We start from the raw sequence: 13,276 nt of genomic DNA, 5'->3' as shown, positions 1-13,276 counted from the left end.
TGCTTTCATTTCCTGTTTAGTAAAAATAATTCCCACATTTGTGACATTCAAAATAGTTCATATTCCACTTAAGCAACAAAATATTCCGTTTAGTGTTGTATCACTGTATGTTATGAGTAGTGTGCTATATAAAAAATGTTTAAAAGGCTATGAGTAAATACTTGTAAATGCAGTTTTTCATTCTGTGATAAAGGAATAATCATTGGAAGGCTCTTTTCATGCTAGTATGTAAACCTTTAAGTCGTTTAAGTTTGAAACGAGTTGTATTAAAGCCATTGCACAGTGACGCACTTATAGTTTTATGAGTTCAACAAAATCTATCCAAAAGAATGACTATTTATTGATTAAAAGATAAAGATGATTTGAAAAACTTCATGCATAAAGTGATAAAATCTTGAACACTGAAGTTATATTATAAAGATGATACTGAAGATATAATTTAAAAGCGTGATAATACCTCAATCAGTTTAAAAACGTCTCGGATTTGTGTAGCAACTATCAATACATAGATTCGAGGCTTTTTTAATGTTGTCAGGTAGGTGATTAAAAGGGTAATTTTGAAGTGTATTGTTAAAACTATCTGTTATAGATAACCAAATAAATAATTTGAATTTTTAGAAAATGATACATATTTACGTTGTAAAGTAGTATAATCAAAGTGGGTAATATGTTGATGAAAAGTAAATGTTGTACAATTAATTATAATATTAAATTTAATTAAAAAAGAAAAACCATTCATTTCTTAATAGTATCCGTTTGTCCCACGTTGGACAATAATGGAAAAATTGCGCTATAAAAGTTCACTCGTATCCAATTTAATAGTGAAATATAAATCAGGAAAACATGTTACTTAATAGTAATTAAGAAGTATATGTTAGGAGGACTAAAGACATGCAAGTACTTACAGTAAAGGATGTTAGTAAGAAAATCAAAAGTAAACCTATTCTTACCGAGATTTCTTTTAGAATAAAAACGGGAGAAATTGTGGGTCTTATTGGAGGGAATGGTGCAGGTAAAACAACTTTAATGAAAACGATTATTGGATTGACAAGTTATCAATCTGGAGAGATCATCACGGGCTCTTTTAATGAAAATGGTGATGTGGTTAATATAGGTGCCTTAATTGAAGCGCCAGGAATTTATCCTTATTTATCTGGTTATGATAATTTAAAACTGTTTAATGAGTCTAAAGGAAATGACGATATAAATAATATTATTAGTAAACTAAAAATGAATGAATATATTCAAAAGAAAGCCAAAACTTATTCTCTCGGAATGAAACAAAAGTTAGGTATTGCGATGGCTTTGCTTAATAATCCGAAATTAATAATTCTCGACGAGCCAATGAATGGATTAGATCCAAGAGCAGTTAAAGATGTTAGAGATGTTTTGATTAGTTTATCCCAAAAAGGTGTTGCTATTTTAATATCAAGTCACATTATTAGCGAATTAATTAAAATTACAGATTCTCTTTTAATTATCGATAAAGGACAAATTATCAAAAGAACGACTATGGATGAAATAAATCAAAAAGGAGAAGATATAGAGACGATACTTCTAGATATTATAGATGGAAAGGATGGAATCAAATAATGAGTATACTAATTAAACAAGAACTCTTCAAAATGTACAAGAAGAAATCTTCAATTATTTTTCCAATAATCATCGTAATATTTATGATATTGTTTGCGTATTTAAGTAAACAGTATTCAGATATATTCAATAGCGAAATTCAATTTAAAACTGGATTTTCAGGGATTACATGGCTTGCATTTTTAATGATTGTTCAAGCTAGTACAATTATTACAATGGAGTTTGCTTACGGCACGATTAAAAATCTACTTTATCGTAAATATTCACGTACACAAATTATAATAAGTAAATTTGCGGCATTATTCATTTATTCGTTTATATTATTTATCGGTGTTTGCTTGATATCATTCCTTCTAAAATTTATATTTTTAGGAAGTTTAGATATCACGAGTTCATCGGGAGATAAGATGAGCTTAATTCAAGAATTAGCGTTAAATGCTGTAGGGAACTATATTGGTTTATGGTTAATTTTATCTATTACACTGTTGCTTTCGTGTATTATGAAGAGTCCGTCTCTTTCTATAGCATTAGGGATTATACTGTACTTTGCCTTATCGATAATTTCAGGAATTCTCTTTATGCTAATCGACAAGTGGACATGGTTAAAGTGGAATCCAATTAATATGCTGAATATTAGTCCACAGCTTTTAGATCATGAGAGTTTAAGTAAATTAACGCATTTAACAAATACAGAATTATTTATAGGTAACCTGATATATATCGTATTGTTTTTAGTTTTAGTATCAATTGTATTTAAAAAGAAGAACGTTTAAAAATTCGAAAATTTATAGTTTTAAAGGTTTGTTTTAACTGTACAATAGAGTTAACTAACGAATTAATGGAGATTCGATGTTTTTACTAGGGAGTTTATAGCAACTGTATCAAATCATTAGAACATTGCTTATTATTTATGTGGCAATCATAGAAACAGACATAACGTCACTTTTGCTTTGAGGAGGTCATTGGTATGCGGATTTTGGCAATTTTAATATATCTTTTAGTTGTGCTAATAAGGTTGAACATCGTAAAAACACCATATTTAGATGAAAATACTAAAAGTCTCATCTTCATATTCATGACGCTATTAGTGCCGACTTTTATTATTAGGACGATATTTAATAAGAGTACTAAAAACTTAACTCCTTTAGACTATAAGGCGCTGGAAGAATCTGTGGAATTACCTCAAGGAACGAAAATGTATACAAAAGCATCGCTACTCATTAAAGGCGTTTATGTAAAAGGTGACCGTTCTAAAAGTAGTATCGTGATTCATCCTGAGTTGATTGAAAAATTACACATTGATGAATTGAGGTTTCTCATCTATCACGAGGTGTGTCATATTAAAAATAATGACATCGCTAAAAACCAATTATTGCGGGCATTGAGTTATGGTGTTTCACCTATTTTGCTCGTTTTAATTTCTAGATTTCTAGAATTTAAATCTATGAATTTATTTATCGCTTATATCGTATTGGCAGTCTTGATCTATTTTAGTGGTATTCTCTTATATTTTCTTAGCATTAGACGTAGGGAATTAAAATGTGACAGCTATGCAAGCCACCATACAAGTAGTGAAATCGGGGTTCGTACATTGCTGACATTAAAAAAACTAGGGATTTTAAAGGATACAAAATTAGTTTTATTTGCGAGCCATCCCAATTTAGATCAAAGAATACAAAATCTTGAAAGTAACTGAAATGCGAATTGAAATCAAAAAACAATTGCTCATAAAATGTAAAAATGTCTCGGATTTGTGTAGTAACGCTCACTGTATAAATTCGGGGCTTTTTTTGATGTTGACAGGTAGGTGATTAAAAGCGGATTTTTGAAGCGCGTCTCTTTTTAGAAGACGATCGTTTTAAAATCATCAAAACCGACCGAGAATTTTAAGAAAATAAAGCAATTTTTGAAATGAATGACACGCGAAAAATATGAAAGAGAGTGCTTAAAATAAAGCATAGTTCTCGTGATTTTTAATTAACAGCAAAGTAAAAAGAGACACCTCATAAACGAGACGCCTCTTTACATCATAGACTTCCAAAATTCACCATCTGGATAATTCAATTTTCTTACTTTTTGTTGCAACATTAATTTTTTTAGCTCTTTCTGCAAAGTCTTCTCTGGCCATTCATAAATAGTGAGCAACTCTTCCTCAGTCACCAATTGCTTTTGTTGAATATACTCGCATAATTTAGGTGGCAAGCTTTTTTCTATAGGTGATCCCATCATTTCGTTAATGATGTACGTATAAATGTGGTACGGGTATAGACCTTCAACTTTCAACCCCTCTGCCTGAATATCCTCATTAAAAAATACTAACGAAGGGGCTTGTTCAACTTCCATTTCTCTTGCGATATGGAGGTCCACTTTCAAACTCTCACGTAATTGTCCATTTTTTAAATCGTCAAGGTAAACATCATAATCTAGCCCAGCATTAATAATACATTTTGCAATCATGTCCTCTGTCACAATATCGCGCTTTGGAATAATTTCGTTTTGAATGAGATGCATAAAACGATGTGCGCGTGCACGGCCTTGGAGCTCTGCTGCTTTGAAGGCGAGTGCGATATTGTCTCGATCTGATGTACTTTGTGCCTGACATTTCGTGAGTACCCGCAATGATGGGTTTAAAATATGACGAATACGGATATATTGATTATATTCAATTCTTAATTTTGACAAAACGGCAGATAGCTTAAAACTGTCTTTGTCAAAAGGATCAAAAAAAGAATAGATTTCAATCTTACTGACAGGTGAAAGATTTGAATCTTCACGACAAGTATTTACAATAGCTCTCAATTCTTTCGTCATGTTATTTCACCTACAATTAATTTTCTGTATTGACCATGTGATTTGCTGTTAAACGTAATCTTTCGTACAAATAATCGCCCGCACCATGAGGAAGTTGTGCGTGCGTAATCGCAGTATGCATATTTTCAAGCCATGCGTCTTTTGCTTTATCATCAATTGGAAATGGCATATGACGCATTCTCAACATAGGGTGACCGTGTTCTTGTGTATACAAATCAGGGCCGCCTAGAAATTGTGTCAAAAACTGCTTTTGTTTACGTGCTGTTTCTGCAAAATCACCTGGAAACAAATGGTTAATGCGATTATCCTGTTCTACAAGGCTATAGAAGTGATCGATGAGTTGATAAAGTTTTTCCTGTCCAATCACTTCATAAGGCGTTTGTGTCATTTCTATCACCGCTCATATGACTTATTATATATAAATCATAACATGAATTTTTACATTTCAAAGCAAAAACACTCACATACAAGATGTTTGGTGTTTGTTACTACTCTAAAATGAATTTTCAGACGAAATAAGGCTGAAACGTTACATTTTTTGAACGTACAAAATGGTCTTTGTGCTCAAAATCATAACGCTTCAATATATTGTGGTTAAGCTAGGGCATGCGCGATGATTGTAGCGCATTACGTTCCCGGCTCAGTCGTTATCTTTACCTTCATAACACTATTTTCATTATTTTACAGTTTATGAAAAGAGAGTTAAAGAAAAACGCATGCTTTCATAATTAAGGTTTTTGAGTTGCTTATTGATGTTTGCGTTGATATTCAAAAAAGCGTTGCACTTTATTTTTTGGAACGACGGGTGACAATTTGAGTTCTGCTAACAAATCGTTAAAGGCTTGTTGGCCAGCATTAAAATCGCGTACTTCAAATTCGAGTTCAAAATCTTCAGTTCCTAAGTAAAGGCTATGATCGAGGACAAGTAATCCTTCGTCCGTTTTCGTTTCTAATCGATAAGTCGTTAAGGCACCTAATATTTTTAAAGCATCCAATTGAACATGGCGCTGTTGCAGCACTTCGCGTATGTCGTCATCGATATCAGAAGGCTCGAGCGTCATGTTTTCTTCTGGTTGAATTTGGAATTGCGCGTTATATTCCAATAATCCTACTGTGTCAGGGACTTTTAATGTGAGTTCAAAAGTACCGTTAGCTTTTTCACGGATGCGTAACGCCATTTTTTGAGATTGTATTTGAAAGTCAGGTGTATCAATATAGTAATTGACTTGTTTAAAAGGGGCTTGACCTTTAAAATATTGTGTTTTAATTGATTGGTAACTATTACTGTCGAGCAATTGTTTAAATTCTATTTCACGTTCGATTGCCAATGAAATCACTCCTTATGCCATATTATGCCGAATTGATACGAGATTGAAAAGTATTTAGAATATGGTAGAGTTCACCAATGAGTGTGTAGGTAAATTGTGTTAAAATGTTATGTGATGAGGAGGAAAGTATATGCGTATTTATGTCAACGAAGTGAAAATTCAAGATAACCGTATTTTATGCTATACGGATCAATCCACAGAAGGTCTAACAGAAGTCGGTCAAATGCTTGCCGATAGTGACCGTCATGCTTTTGTTTATTTATTAGACGATGGCTCTTCATTCTCATACTTATTGTTTGTAGAAGAAACTTGGTCTATGCTTCACGAACACCGAGATAAAGAGATAGTCATTAATGATTCATTAACGCTCACACAGTTTTCTGAGGAATTAGATTACCTACTCGACAATATAAAGGGTAATTCAAACTATGGAAAAGAATTTGTGTCTGCTGTTGAAGAAACATTTGAACTCGAATGAAGCGGAGTGAGGTAAGATGAACCAATGGGAAATTTTTCTAGCACCCTATCAACAAGCCATAGATGAATTAAAAGTAAAATTAAAAGGTTTGCGTAAACAGTATCAAGTCAACGAGCATAATTCACCCATTGAATTTGTGACGGGGCGTGTCAAACCGATTTCAAGTATTGTTGATAAGGCGAATAAAAGGGGGATTGCATTCGATTGTCTACGTGAAGAAATGTATGATATCGCGGGACTTCGAATGATGTGTCAATTTGTAGATGATATTGATATTGTCGTCGAGCTATTACGTCAACGCAAAGATTTTAAAGTGATTGAGGAGCGCGACTACATTAGCAATACGAAACAAAGTGGTTACCGTTCATACCATGTGATTATCGATTATCCTATTGAAACATTGGATGGTACGAAATCGATACTCGCTGAAATTCAAATTCGAACGCTCGCAATGAACTTCTGGGCGACGATTGAACATACATTGCGTTATAAGTATGATGGAGATTATCCACCAGAAATTCAAACGAGACTCGAACGTGCTGCTGAAGCTGCTTTTCTCTTAGATGAAGAAATGTCTGAAATCAAAGAAGAAATTCAAGAGGCACAAAAGTATTATTCTAAAAAGCGTGCCAGTAAGCATGATCATGATGAGTGAGGGGGGTATTAATGCGTTACGTTATTTTATCTAAGGGAGATCCAAAATCAGAAGCATTGAAGCATAAAATGATGTGCCATATGCAAGATTTTAATATGATAGAGGATGCTGAAAACCCTGAAATTGTTATTTCTGTCGGTGGCGATGGGACTTTACTTCAAGCGTTCCATCATTATAGTCATATGTTGTCACGTTGCGCTTTTGTCGGGATACATACAGGGCATCTCGGTTTTTATGCAGACTGGCTCCCTCATGAAGTTGAAAAGCTTGTCATTGCGATTAATAAAGCTGAGTTTCAAGTCATTGAATATCCATTGTTAGAAGTGATTGTACGCTACAATGATGAAGGCTATGAAACACGTTATCTTGCATTAAATGAAGCGACGATGAAAACTGAAAATGGGAGTACATTAGTTGTTGATATTGATATACGAGGTCAACATTTTGAACGCTTTAGAGGTGATGGGCTTTGTGTTTCCACGCCATCAGGTTCGACTGCATATAACAAAGCATTAGGCGGGGCGCTCATTCATCCGTCATTAGAAGCGATTCAGTTGACTGAGATTGCGTCTATTAATAATAGGGTATTCCGTACAGTCGGTTCACCGCTCGTTTTACCAAAGCATCATACATGCCATGTGAAACCAGTCGATCACGGTACGATTTTATCTACTGTTGATCATATTAGTGTCAAACATAAAAATGTGAACGCTGTCCAATATCGCGTTGCCAATGAAAAAGTACGATTTGCACGCTTTAGACCTTTCCCATTTTGGAAACGTGTGCATGATTCGTTCATTTCTAGTGGTGAAACACTGTGATTTTTAAATATCATGTGGCAAAATCGACAACGTTAAAGACATTTTTATATGAACAACAATTTTCAAAAAAGACGTTGAGCGCCATTAAACAAGATGGCGCTCTCCTTGTTAATGGTACGGCGCGTACGGTACGCCATTCTTTACAAGTCGGTGATGTATTGGAAGTACAGTTGCCGATAGAGTCTCCAAGTCCGTACCTTAAGCCTTATCATATGCCATTAACGATTTTATATGAAGATACATGGTTGCTAATTGTGGCCAAGCCAAGTCATCAAAATACGGCACCTTCACGCGAACATCCACATGAAAGTTTGGTCGAGCAAGCATTAGCGCATATGCAGGAAAAGGGAGAACGAGGTATTCCGCATATTGTGACACGCTTAGATCGGAACACGATGGGCATTGTCATTATCGCAAAGTCTCGGCACATGCATCATCTGATGAATCAATGTGCGATTGAGAAGTATTATGAATGCATTTGTGAAGGAATCTTGACGACAAAAGGTGAGATTGATCAACCGATTGCGAGGGCGTCGGATAGTATTATTAATCGAATTGTCTCGGAAAAGGGTAAGCCTGCACGAACGATTTATTGGCCGCTTAAAAATTTCAAGACTTATACATGGTGCCGTGTTAAACTTGAAACGGGTAGAACACATCAAATTCGTGTGCACTTTCAATGGCTAGGGGCACCGTTAGTGGGCGATACATTATATGGACACGCACATCATACGTATCAAACCCAATTATTAAAATGTGCAGAGGTCAGGTTTGTACATCCATTGACTCAGGAAAAACTGAATATCAAGAATGAACAGCCTCACTTCGAACAATTATTAACCACTTTGTAGATTTACAGGAACGATGGAGGTGGCAAACGTGGTGAACGACAATGAACAAATCTTGTTAGATGACGAAGAAATGTTCAACAAAGCTTTGTTAGATGACTTAATTGCGAATGGTGATATCGACGGCTTTCGCGAAGAGTTTTTAGCATTGCACTCGTATGAACAAAGCGAATATTTCGAAGTCAGTGACGATGATGTCCGTCAAAAAATGTATCGATTTTTATCTCCAGAAGAAGTTGCCGAGTTCTTTGAGAATTTAGAGATTGATGAAGAAGATTATGAAGCGTTATTTGAAACAATGAATGCGACCTATGCGAGTCAAGTGCTCGAGCAGATGTCATACGATAATGCGGTCGATATTTTAAATCAGCTTTCCAAAAAGAAAATCGCGAGTTTATTAATGTTGATGAACCGCGACGAAGCAAAAGAAATTAAAGCATTGCTCCATTATGATGAAGATACAGCCGGCGGTATCATGACGACGGAGTATATTTCACTCACAATTAATACACCGGTACATGAAGCGTTAATGCGTGTTAAAGATCAAGCACCAGACGCAGAGACGATTTATGTCATTTTTGTCGTGGATGAAGATAAAAAATTGGTCGGAGTTATCTCATTAAGAGACCTCATCATTGCTGAAAATGATGCATACATTGAAGATATTATGAGTGAGCGTGTGATTAGTGCAAATGTCGCTGATGACCAAGAAGATGTTGCGCAAACGATGAGAGACTATGACTTTATCGCGATGCCCGTTGTAGATTATCAAAATCATTTGTTAGGGATTATCACGATTGATGATATCGTCGACGTCATAGATGAAGAGGCGAGCGAAGACTATTCTCGTTTAGCCGGGGTATCTGATATCGACTCTACAGATGATACGATATTTCAAACGGCGTTCAAACGTTTGCCGTGGTTGCTTATTTTGACGGTATTAGGAATGATTACTGCATCTATTTTGGGCTCATTTGAAGAAACATTGGAGAAAGTGGCCTTGTTAGCTGCATTTATTCCGATTATTAGTGGGATGTCCGGGAATTCAGGCACACAGTCACTTGCCGTGTCCGTACGGAATATTTCTACAGGTGATATTAAGGAAAAGAGTAAGGTCAAACTCGCATTACGTGAGTCTGGGAGTGGCTTTTTAACCGGAATTACGTGTGCAGTGAGTTTAAGTTTAATTATTATGTTATTATACGGTCAACCTTATCTTGCATTAATCGTAGGGACAAGTCTGACAATCGCGATGACTGTTGGGACAACGATTGGCTCTGTGATTCCACTTGTTATGAATCGTTTAGGCATTGACCCTGCTGTTGCGAGTGGACCATTTATTACGACGATTAATGATATTGTCAGTATGTTAATTTATTTCGGATTAGCAACGACTTTTATGTCATATTTAACTTGAGGGGGTACCCATGGAATTTGTATCGCTTGTCGTTGTCATAGTAGCGGCTATGATAACACCGATTTTGATTCATAGGTTGAAAATATCGTTTTTACCTGTTGTGGTCGCCGAGATTTTAATGGGGATTATCATCGGAAATTCGTTTTTAAACCTCGTACATCGTGATGAGATGTTGAATATATTATCGACGTTGGGCTTTATATTTTTAATGTTTTTAAGTGGTCTGGAAATTGACTTTTCCGCATTTAAAAAAGATAAAACGAAAAAGAAAAAAGAAGAATCACAAAGTCAGAGCCCGAGTCATTTTAAATTGGCATTGAGTGTGTTCATGCTGATTATGATTTTGTCCATTATTCTTGCATACGCATTTCAATGGATGGGCTTAATTAATGATGTGCTGTTAATGGTCATTATCATTTCTACGATTTCGTTAGGTGTTGTTGTACCGACGTTGAAAGAAATGAACTTAATGAGCACGACAATCGGACAATTAATTTTGTTAGTTGCTGTATTGGCTGATTTAGCGACAATGCTGTTGCTGACAGTTTATGGTGCACTCCATGCTTCTGGTGGCGGTACGATTTGGCTGATTGGTATTTTAGTCGTCTTTACGATTGTGTTCTATTTCTTAGGTGGTCTGTTCAAAAAAGCACCATTTTTAGAAAAATTAATGGCTGGAACGACCCAAATTGGAATTCGAGCTGTTTTCGCACTCATTATTTTACTTGTTGCACTCGCTGAAGGTGTCGGTGCCGAACATATTTTAGGTGCCTTTTTAGCCGGAGTGGTTGTATCATTACTCGGACCAACACAAGACTTAGTTGAGAAGCTTGACTCATTTGGATATGGGTTCTTCATTCCGATTTTCTTTATCATGGTCGGTGTGGATTTAGACATTCCGTCATTGATTAGCGACCCTAAAGTGTTACTCATTATACCAGTGCTGATTCTTGCCTTTATTATTTCCAAGTTAATTCCTGTTATGTTGTTGAAGAAATGGTTTGACATGAAAACGACTATTGCGTCGGCATTCTTATTAACGTCGACACTTTCACTCGTCATTGCAGCGGCAAAAATTGCAGAAAAGCTTGGCACGATTAGTGAAGAAATTTCAGGTATTTTAATTTTAAGTGCAGTCATTACGTGTGTCTTTGTACCGATTGTCTTTAAAAAATTAATTCCGATTCCTGATGAAATGCAACGTTCAATCAAAGTGGCTATGATTGGGAAAAACCAATTGTCGATTCCGATTGCACAAGGGTTACGGTCACAGTTGTATAAAATTTCGTTGTACTATCGAAAAGATTTATCGGACCATCGTGTGTTATCAGATGATATTACGATGATTGAAATTACGGATTACCGTTCTGATATATTGGAACGTCTAGGCTTGTATGATAGTGATATCGTCGTATGTTCGACAAATGATGATGAAATTAACCGACGTGTTGCTTTAATGGCTAAAGAACACGGTGTTGAACGCGTTATTTGTCGCCTTGAAACGAATGATGAATCACAGGAATTGAGTAGCCAAGGTATCGAATTGTTTAGTAACTTCCAAAGTAACCAAATTTTATTAAAAGGGATGATTGAGACGCCGAACATGCTAAATTTATTGAGCAACGTCGAAACATCTTTATACGAAATTGGAATGTACAATTACGCTTTCGATCATATGCAACTCCGTCATTTCCCATTTGGCGGCGATATTATCTTTGTCCGCATTATTCGTAACAATGAATCAATCGTGCCACACGGGGATACACAACTCCAATATGGTGACCGTTTAATCGTCACAGGTACGAAAGAGTATGTGGATCAGCTGAAAATAGAATTAGAAATGTTTTAATGAATACAGACACAGTTTTGAAATACTGACAAAAGCGATTTCAAGGCTGTGTTTGTTTGATTCAAAAGGGAAATGCTTTTCAAAATTTAGTACCAGATGTTAAAATTAATATATTCATGTAATTAAACGTAAAGGAGCAATCTAGAGTGATGAATCTTGAAGGTAAAACTTTTGTAATTATGGGTATCGCAAATAAGCGTAGTATTGGCTTCGGTGTGGCAAAAGTATTAGACCAATTAGGCGCAAAATTAGTATTTACATACAGAAAAGAAAGAAGCTTTAATGAATTAGATAAGTTGATTGATCAACTGAACCAATCTGAAAAACATGTATACCAAATCGATGTACAAAGTGATGAAGAGGTTGTCAATGGCTTTGAAAAAATTGGTAAAGAAGTCGGCAAAATTGATGGTGTGTTCCACTCTATCGCATTTGCGCGTGTAGAAGAATTAAGAGGACGCTTCTCAGATACATCACGTGACGGTTTTTTACTTGCACATGACATCAGTGCGTATTCATTAACAATTGTTGCACGTGAAGCTCGTAAAATTATGAATGAAGCGGGCAGTATCGTAACATCAACTTACCTTGGCGGAGAGTTTGCAGTACAGAACTACAATGTGATGGGTGTCGCAAAAGCAAGTCTTGAAGCATCAGTGAAATATTTAGCGGCAGACTTAGGCCAAGATAACATCCGTGTGAATGCGATCTCTGCTGGTCCAATCCGTACATTAAGTGCACGAGGTGTTGGAGGTTTCACGAGCATCTTAAAAGAAATTGAAGAACGTGCACCATTAAGACGTAATGTTGATCAAGAAGAAGTAGGAAAAACAGCTGCATATTTATTAAGTGATCTTTCTTCTGGTGTGACAGGTGAAAATATTCATGTTGATGCAGGTTACCACGCGATTCGCTAAAATTAATGAACATTAAAAAGACACCCCCAACTTGAGAGGTGTCTTTTTTTGGGGATAGGACATAATCATTTTTGATGCTGAGGATGCAGTATTTTGTTTAACTTTCTCTCCCTATGATTTATGGCTTCTGATTGCCCTTATGGCTTCGCGTTCCCAGGGGATGAACAGGAACCCCTGCAGTTTACACTTAAATATCAAAAACTGATGTCTAGTTTAGCTTATCCTGCTAAGCTAGACATTTTCAATGAAACTCGTTCGTTATTAAAAAATGTTATATAATCTCTAATCATTTTTTCAGCTTCTTCGTAACTTGGTAATCTTCGTTTTTTTATCACCTAGAAGTAGCTCGCTTTTCATAAGACCCCATACACCTTCCATCGGGCCATTATCAATGCACATTTTAACACGCGACATACTATGAATCATATGATATTTGTTTATCAATGTGTTAAATGTATGCGAAGTGTACTGTATCCCTCTGTCACTGTGGAAAAGCAGTCCTTTTGTTTCTTTTGGCGACATGCCTTTAACAGCTTTATTAAATGTATTAATAACTAAA

Annotated in this window: 14 protein-coding genes and 1 pseudogene; 10 read left to right on the top strand and 5 right to left on the bottom strand. The window is 35.7% G+C overall.

What is annotated here, in order from left to right:
• Positions 1-891: 891 nt before the first annotated feature.
• From CCE82_RS08360 to CCE82_RS08350, 3 genes are all read left to right on the top strand, one after another.
• The gene (locus CCE82_RS08360; protein WP_086428949.1) at positions 892-1,593 is read left to right on the top strand and encodes an ABC transporter ATP-binding protein; all 702 of its coding nucleotides are present in this window, start codon (positions 892-894) and stop codon (positions 1,591-1,593) included.
• Positions 1,593-2,366 carry an ABC transporter permease gene (locus tag CCE82_RS08355; protein ID WP_086428948.1) on the top strand — a complete coding sequence of 258 codons (774 nt, stop codon included), beginning with the start codon at positions 1,593-1,595 and terminating at the stop codon, positions 2,364-2,366. Before CCE82_RS08360 ends, CCE82_RS08355 begins: the two co-directional genes overlap by 1 nt.
• Positions 2,367-2,560: 194 nt before the next feature.
• Positions 2,561-3,289: a M48 family metallopeptidase gene (locus CCE82_RS08350; RefSeq protein ID WP_086428947.1), complete on the top strand. Its 729-nt coding sequence runs from the start codon at positions 2,561-2,563 to the stop codon at positions 3,287-3,289.
• 326 nt (positions 3,290-3,615) lie between these two features.
• Here CCE82_RS08350 and yjbH read toward each other — a convergent pair whose 3' ends face one another.
• From yjbH to CCE82_RS08335, 3 genes are all read right to left on the bottom strand, one after another.
• Positions 3,616-4,404 (bottom strand): protease adaptor protein YjbH, encoded by a 789-nt coding sequence (yjbH, locus tag CCE82_RS08345; RefSeq protein ID WP_086428946.1) that lies wholly within the window; start codon positions 4,402-4,404, stop codon positions 3,616-3,618.
• A gap of 16 nt (positions 4,405-4,420) precedes the next feature.
• Complete coding sequence (locus tag CCE82_RS08340; RefSeq protein WP_086428945.1) at positions 4,421-4,792, bottom strand: truncated hemoglobin YjbI; 372 nt, start codon at positions 4,790-4,792, stop codon at positions 4,421-4,423.
• A gap of 358 nt (positions 4,793-5,150) precedes the next feature.
• Positions 5,151-5,732 (bottom strand): CYTH domain-containing protein, encoded by a 582-nt coding sequence (locus tag CCE82_RS08335; protein WP_086428944.1) that lies wholly within the window; start codon positions 5,730-5,732, stop codon positions 5,151-5,153.
• 130 nt (positions 5,733-5,862) lie between these two features.
• Between CCE82_RS08335 and CCE82_RS08330 the strand changes: the two genes are divergently transcribed.
• The 7 genes from CCE82_RS08330 (at position 5,863) to fabI (ending at position 12,717) form a co-directional block, all read left to right on the top strand.
• On the top strand, positions 5,863-6,210 hold the full coding sequence (locus tag CCE82_RS08330) for a UPF0738 family protein (RefSeq protein WP_086428943.1): 348 nt from the start codon (positions 5,863-5,865) through the stop codon (positions 6,208-6,210).
• Positions 6,211-6,226: 16 nt separating this feature from the next.
• A complete protein-coding gene (yjbM, locus tag CCE82_RS08325; RefSeq protein WP_086428942.1) occupies positions 6,227-6,865 on the top strand; it encodes a GTP diphosphokinase in 639 nt (212 codons plus the stop codon).
• An 11-nt stretch (positions 6,866-6,876) separates the two neighbouring features.
• Positions 6,877-7,686 (top strand): NAD kinase, encoded by an 810-nt coding sequence (locus CCE82_RS08320; RefSeq protein ID WP_086428941.1) that lies wholly within the window; start codon positions 6,877-6,879, stop codon positions 7,684-7,686.
• Positions 7,683-8,537: an RluA family pseudouridine synthase gene (locus tag CCE82_RS08315; protein ID WP_086428940.1), complete on the top strand. Its 855-nt coding sequence runs from the start codon at positions 7,683-7,685 to the stop codon at positions 8,535-8,537. The genes CCE82_RS08320 and CCE82_RS08315 overlap by 4 nt, the downstream gene beginning before the upstream one ends.
• 70 nt (positions 8,538-8,607) lie before the next feature.
• Complete coding sequence (gene mgtE, locus CCE82_RS08310; protein ID WP_420822114.1) at positions 8,608-9,951, top strand: magnesium transporter; 1,344 nt, start codon at positions 8,608-8,610, stop codon at positions 9,949-9,951.
• A 10-nt stretch (positions 9,952-9,961) separates the two neighbouring features.
• Positions 9,962-11,800, top strand: coding sequence for a monovalent cation:proton antiporter family protein (locus CCE82_RS08305; RefSeq protein ID WP_086428938.1), 1,839 nt, complete (start codon positions 9,962-9,964; stop codon positions 11,798-11,800).
• A 146-nt stretch (positions 11,801-11,946) separates the two neighbouring features.
• A complete protein-coding gene (gene fabI / locus CCE82_RS08300) occupies positions 11,947-12,717 on the top strand; it encodes an enoyl-ACP reductase FabI (protein WP_086428937.1) in 771 nt (256 codons plus the stop codon).
• Between the two features lie 218 nt (positions 12,718-12,935).
• On the opposite strand, the gene CCE82_RS13365 is transcribed toward fabI, so the two are convergent.
• Together CCE82_RS13365 and CCE82_RS08295 are read right to left on the bottom strand one after the other, a co-directional pair.
• Positions 12,936-13,007, bottom strand: coding sequence for a hypothetical protein (locus tag CCE82_RS13365; RefSeq protein ID WP_420822113.1), 72 nt, complete (start codon positions 13,005-13,007; stop codon positions 12,936-12,938).
• 4 nt (positions 13,008-13,011) lie between these two features.
• A pseudogene (locus CCE82_RS08295) lies at positions 13,012-13,276 on the bottom strand (DDE-type integrase/transposase/recombinase); the annotation flags it as partial.

The sequence above is a fragment of the Staphylococcus cornubiensis genome, assembly GCF_900183575.1.
GTDB lineage: Bacteria > Bacillota > Bacilli > Staphylococcales > Staphylococcaceae > Staphylococcus > Staphylococcus cornubiensis.
Note: the sequence above shows the minus strand (reverse complement) of the source record. Positions and strands in the feature narration are given on the sequence as shown.

What these genes read in the sequence shown, in the direction of transcription:
- CCE82_RS08360 (WP_086428949.1), top strand. Translation starts at nt 892, where the DNA reads ATGCAAGTACTTACAGTAAAGGATGTTAGTAAGAAAATCAAAAGTAAA.
- CCE82_RS08355 (WP_086428948.1), top strand. Translation starts at nt 1,593, where the DNA reads ATGAGTATACTAATTAAACAAGAACTCTTCAAAATGTACAAGAAGAAA.
- CCE82_RS08350 (WP_086428947.1), top strand. Translation starts at nt 2,561, where the DNA reads ATGCGGATTTTGGCAATTTTAATATATCTTTTAGTTGTGCTAATAAGG.
- yjbH (WP_086428946.1), bottom strand. Translation starts at nt 4,404, where the DNA reads ATGACGAAAGAATTGAGAGCTATTGTAAATACTTGTCGTGAAGATTCA.
- CCE82_RS08340 (WP_086428945.1), bottom strand. Translation starts at nt 4,792, where the DNA reads ATGACACAAACGCCTTATGAAGTGATTGGACAGGAAAAACTTTATCAA.
- CCE82_RS08330 (WP_086428943.1), top strand. Translation starts at nt 5,863, where the DNA reads ATGCGTATTTATGTCAACGAAGTGAAAATTCAAGATAACCGTATTTTA.
- yjbM (WP_086428942.1), top strand. Translation starts at nt 6,227, where the DNA reads ATGAACCAATGGGAAATTTTTCTAGCACCCTATCAACAAGCCATAGAT.
- CCE82_RS08320 (WP_086428941.1), top strand. Translation starts at nt 6,877, where the DNA reads ATGCGTTACGTTATTTTATCTAAGGGAGATCCAAAATCAGAAGCATTG.
- mgtE (WP_420822114.1), top strand. Translation starts at nt 8,608, where the DNA reads ATGTTCAACAAAGCTTTGTTAGATGACTTAATTGCGAATGGTGATATC.
- CCE82_RS08305 (WP_086428938.1), top strand. Translation starts at nt 9,962, where the DNA reads ATGGAATTTGTATCGCTTGTCGTTGTCATAGTAGCGGCTATGATAACA.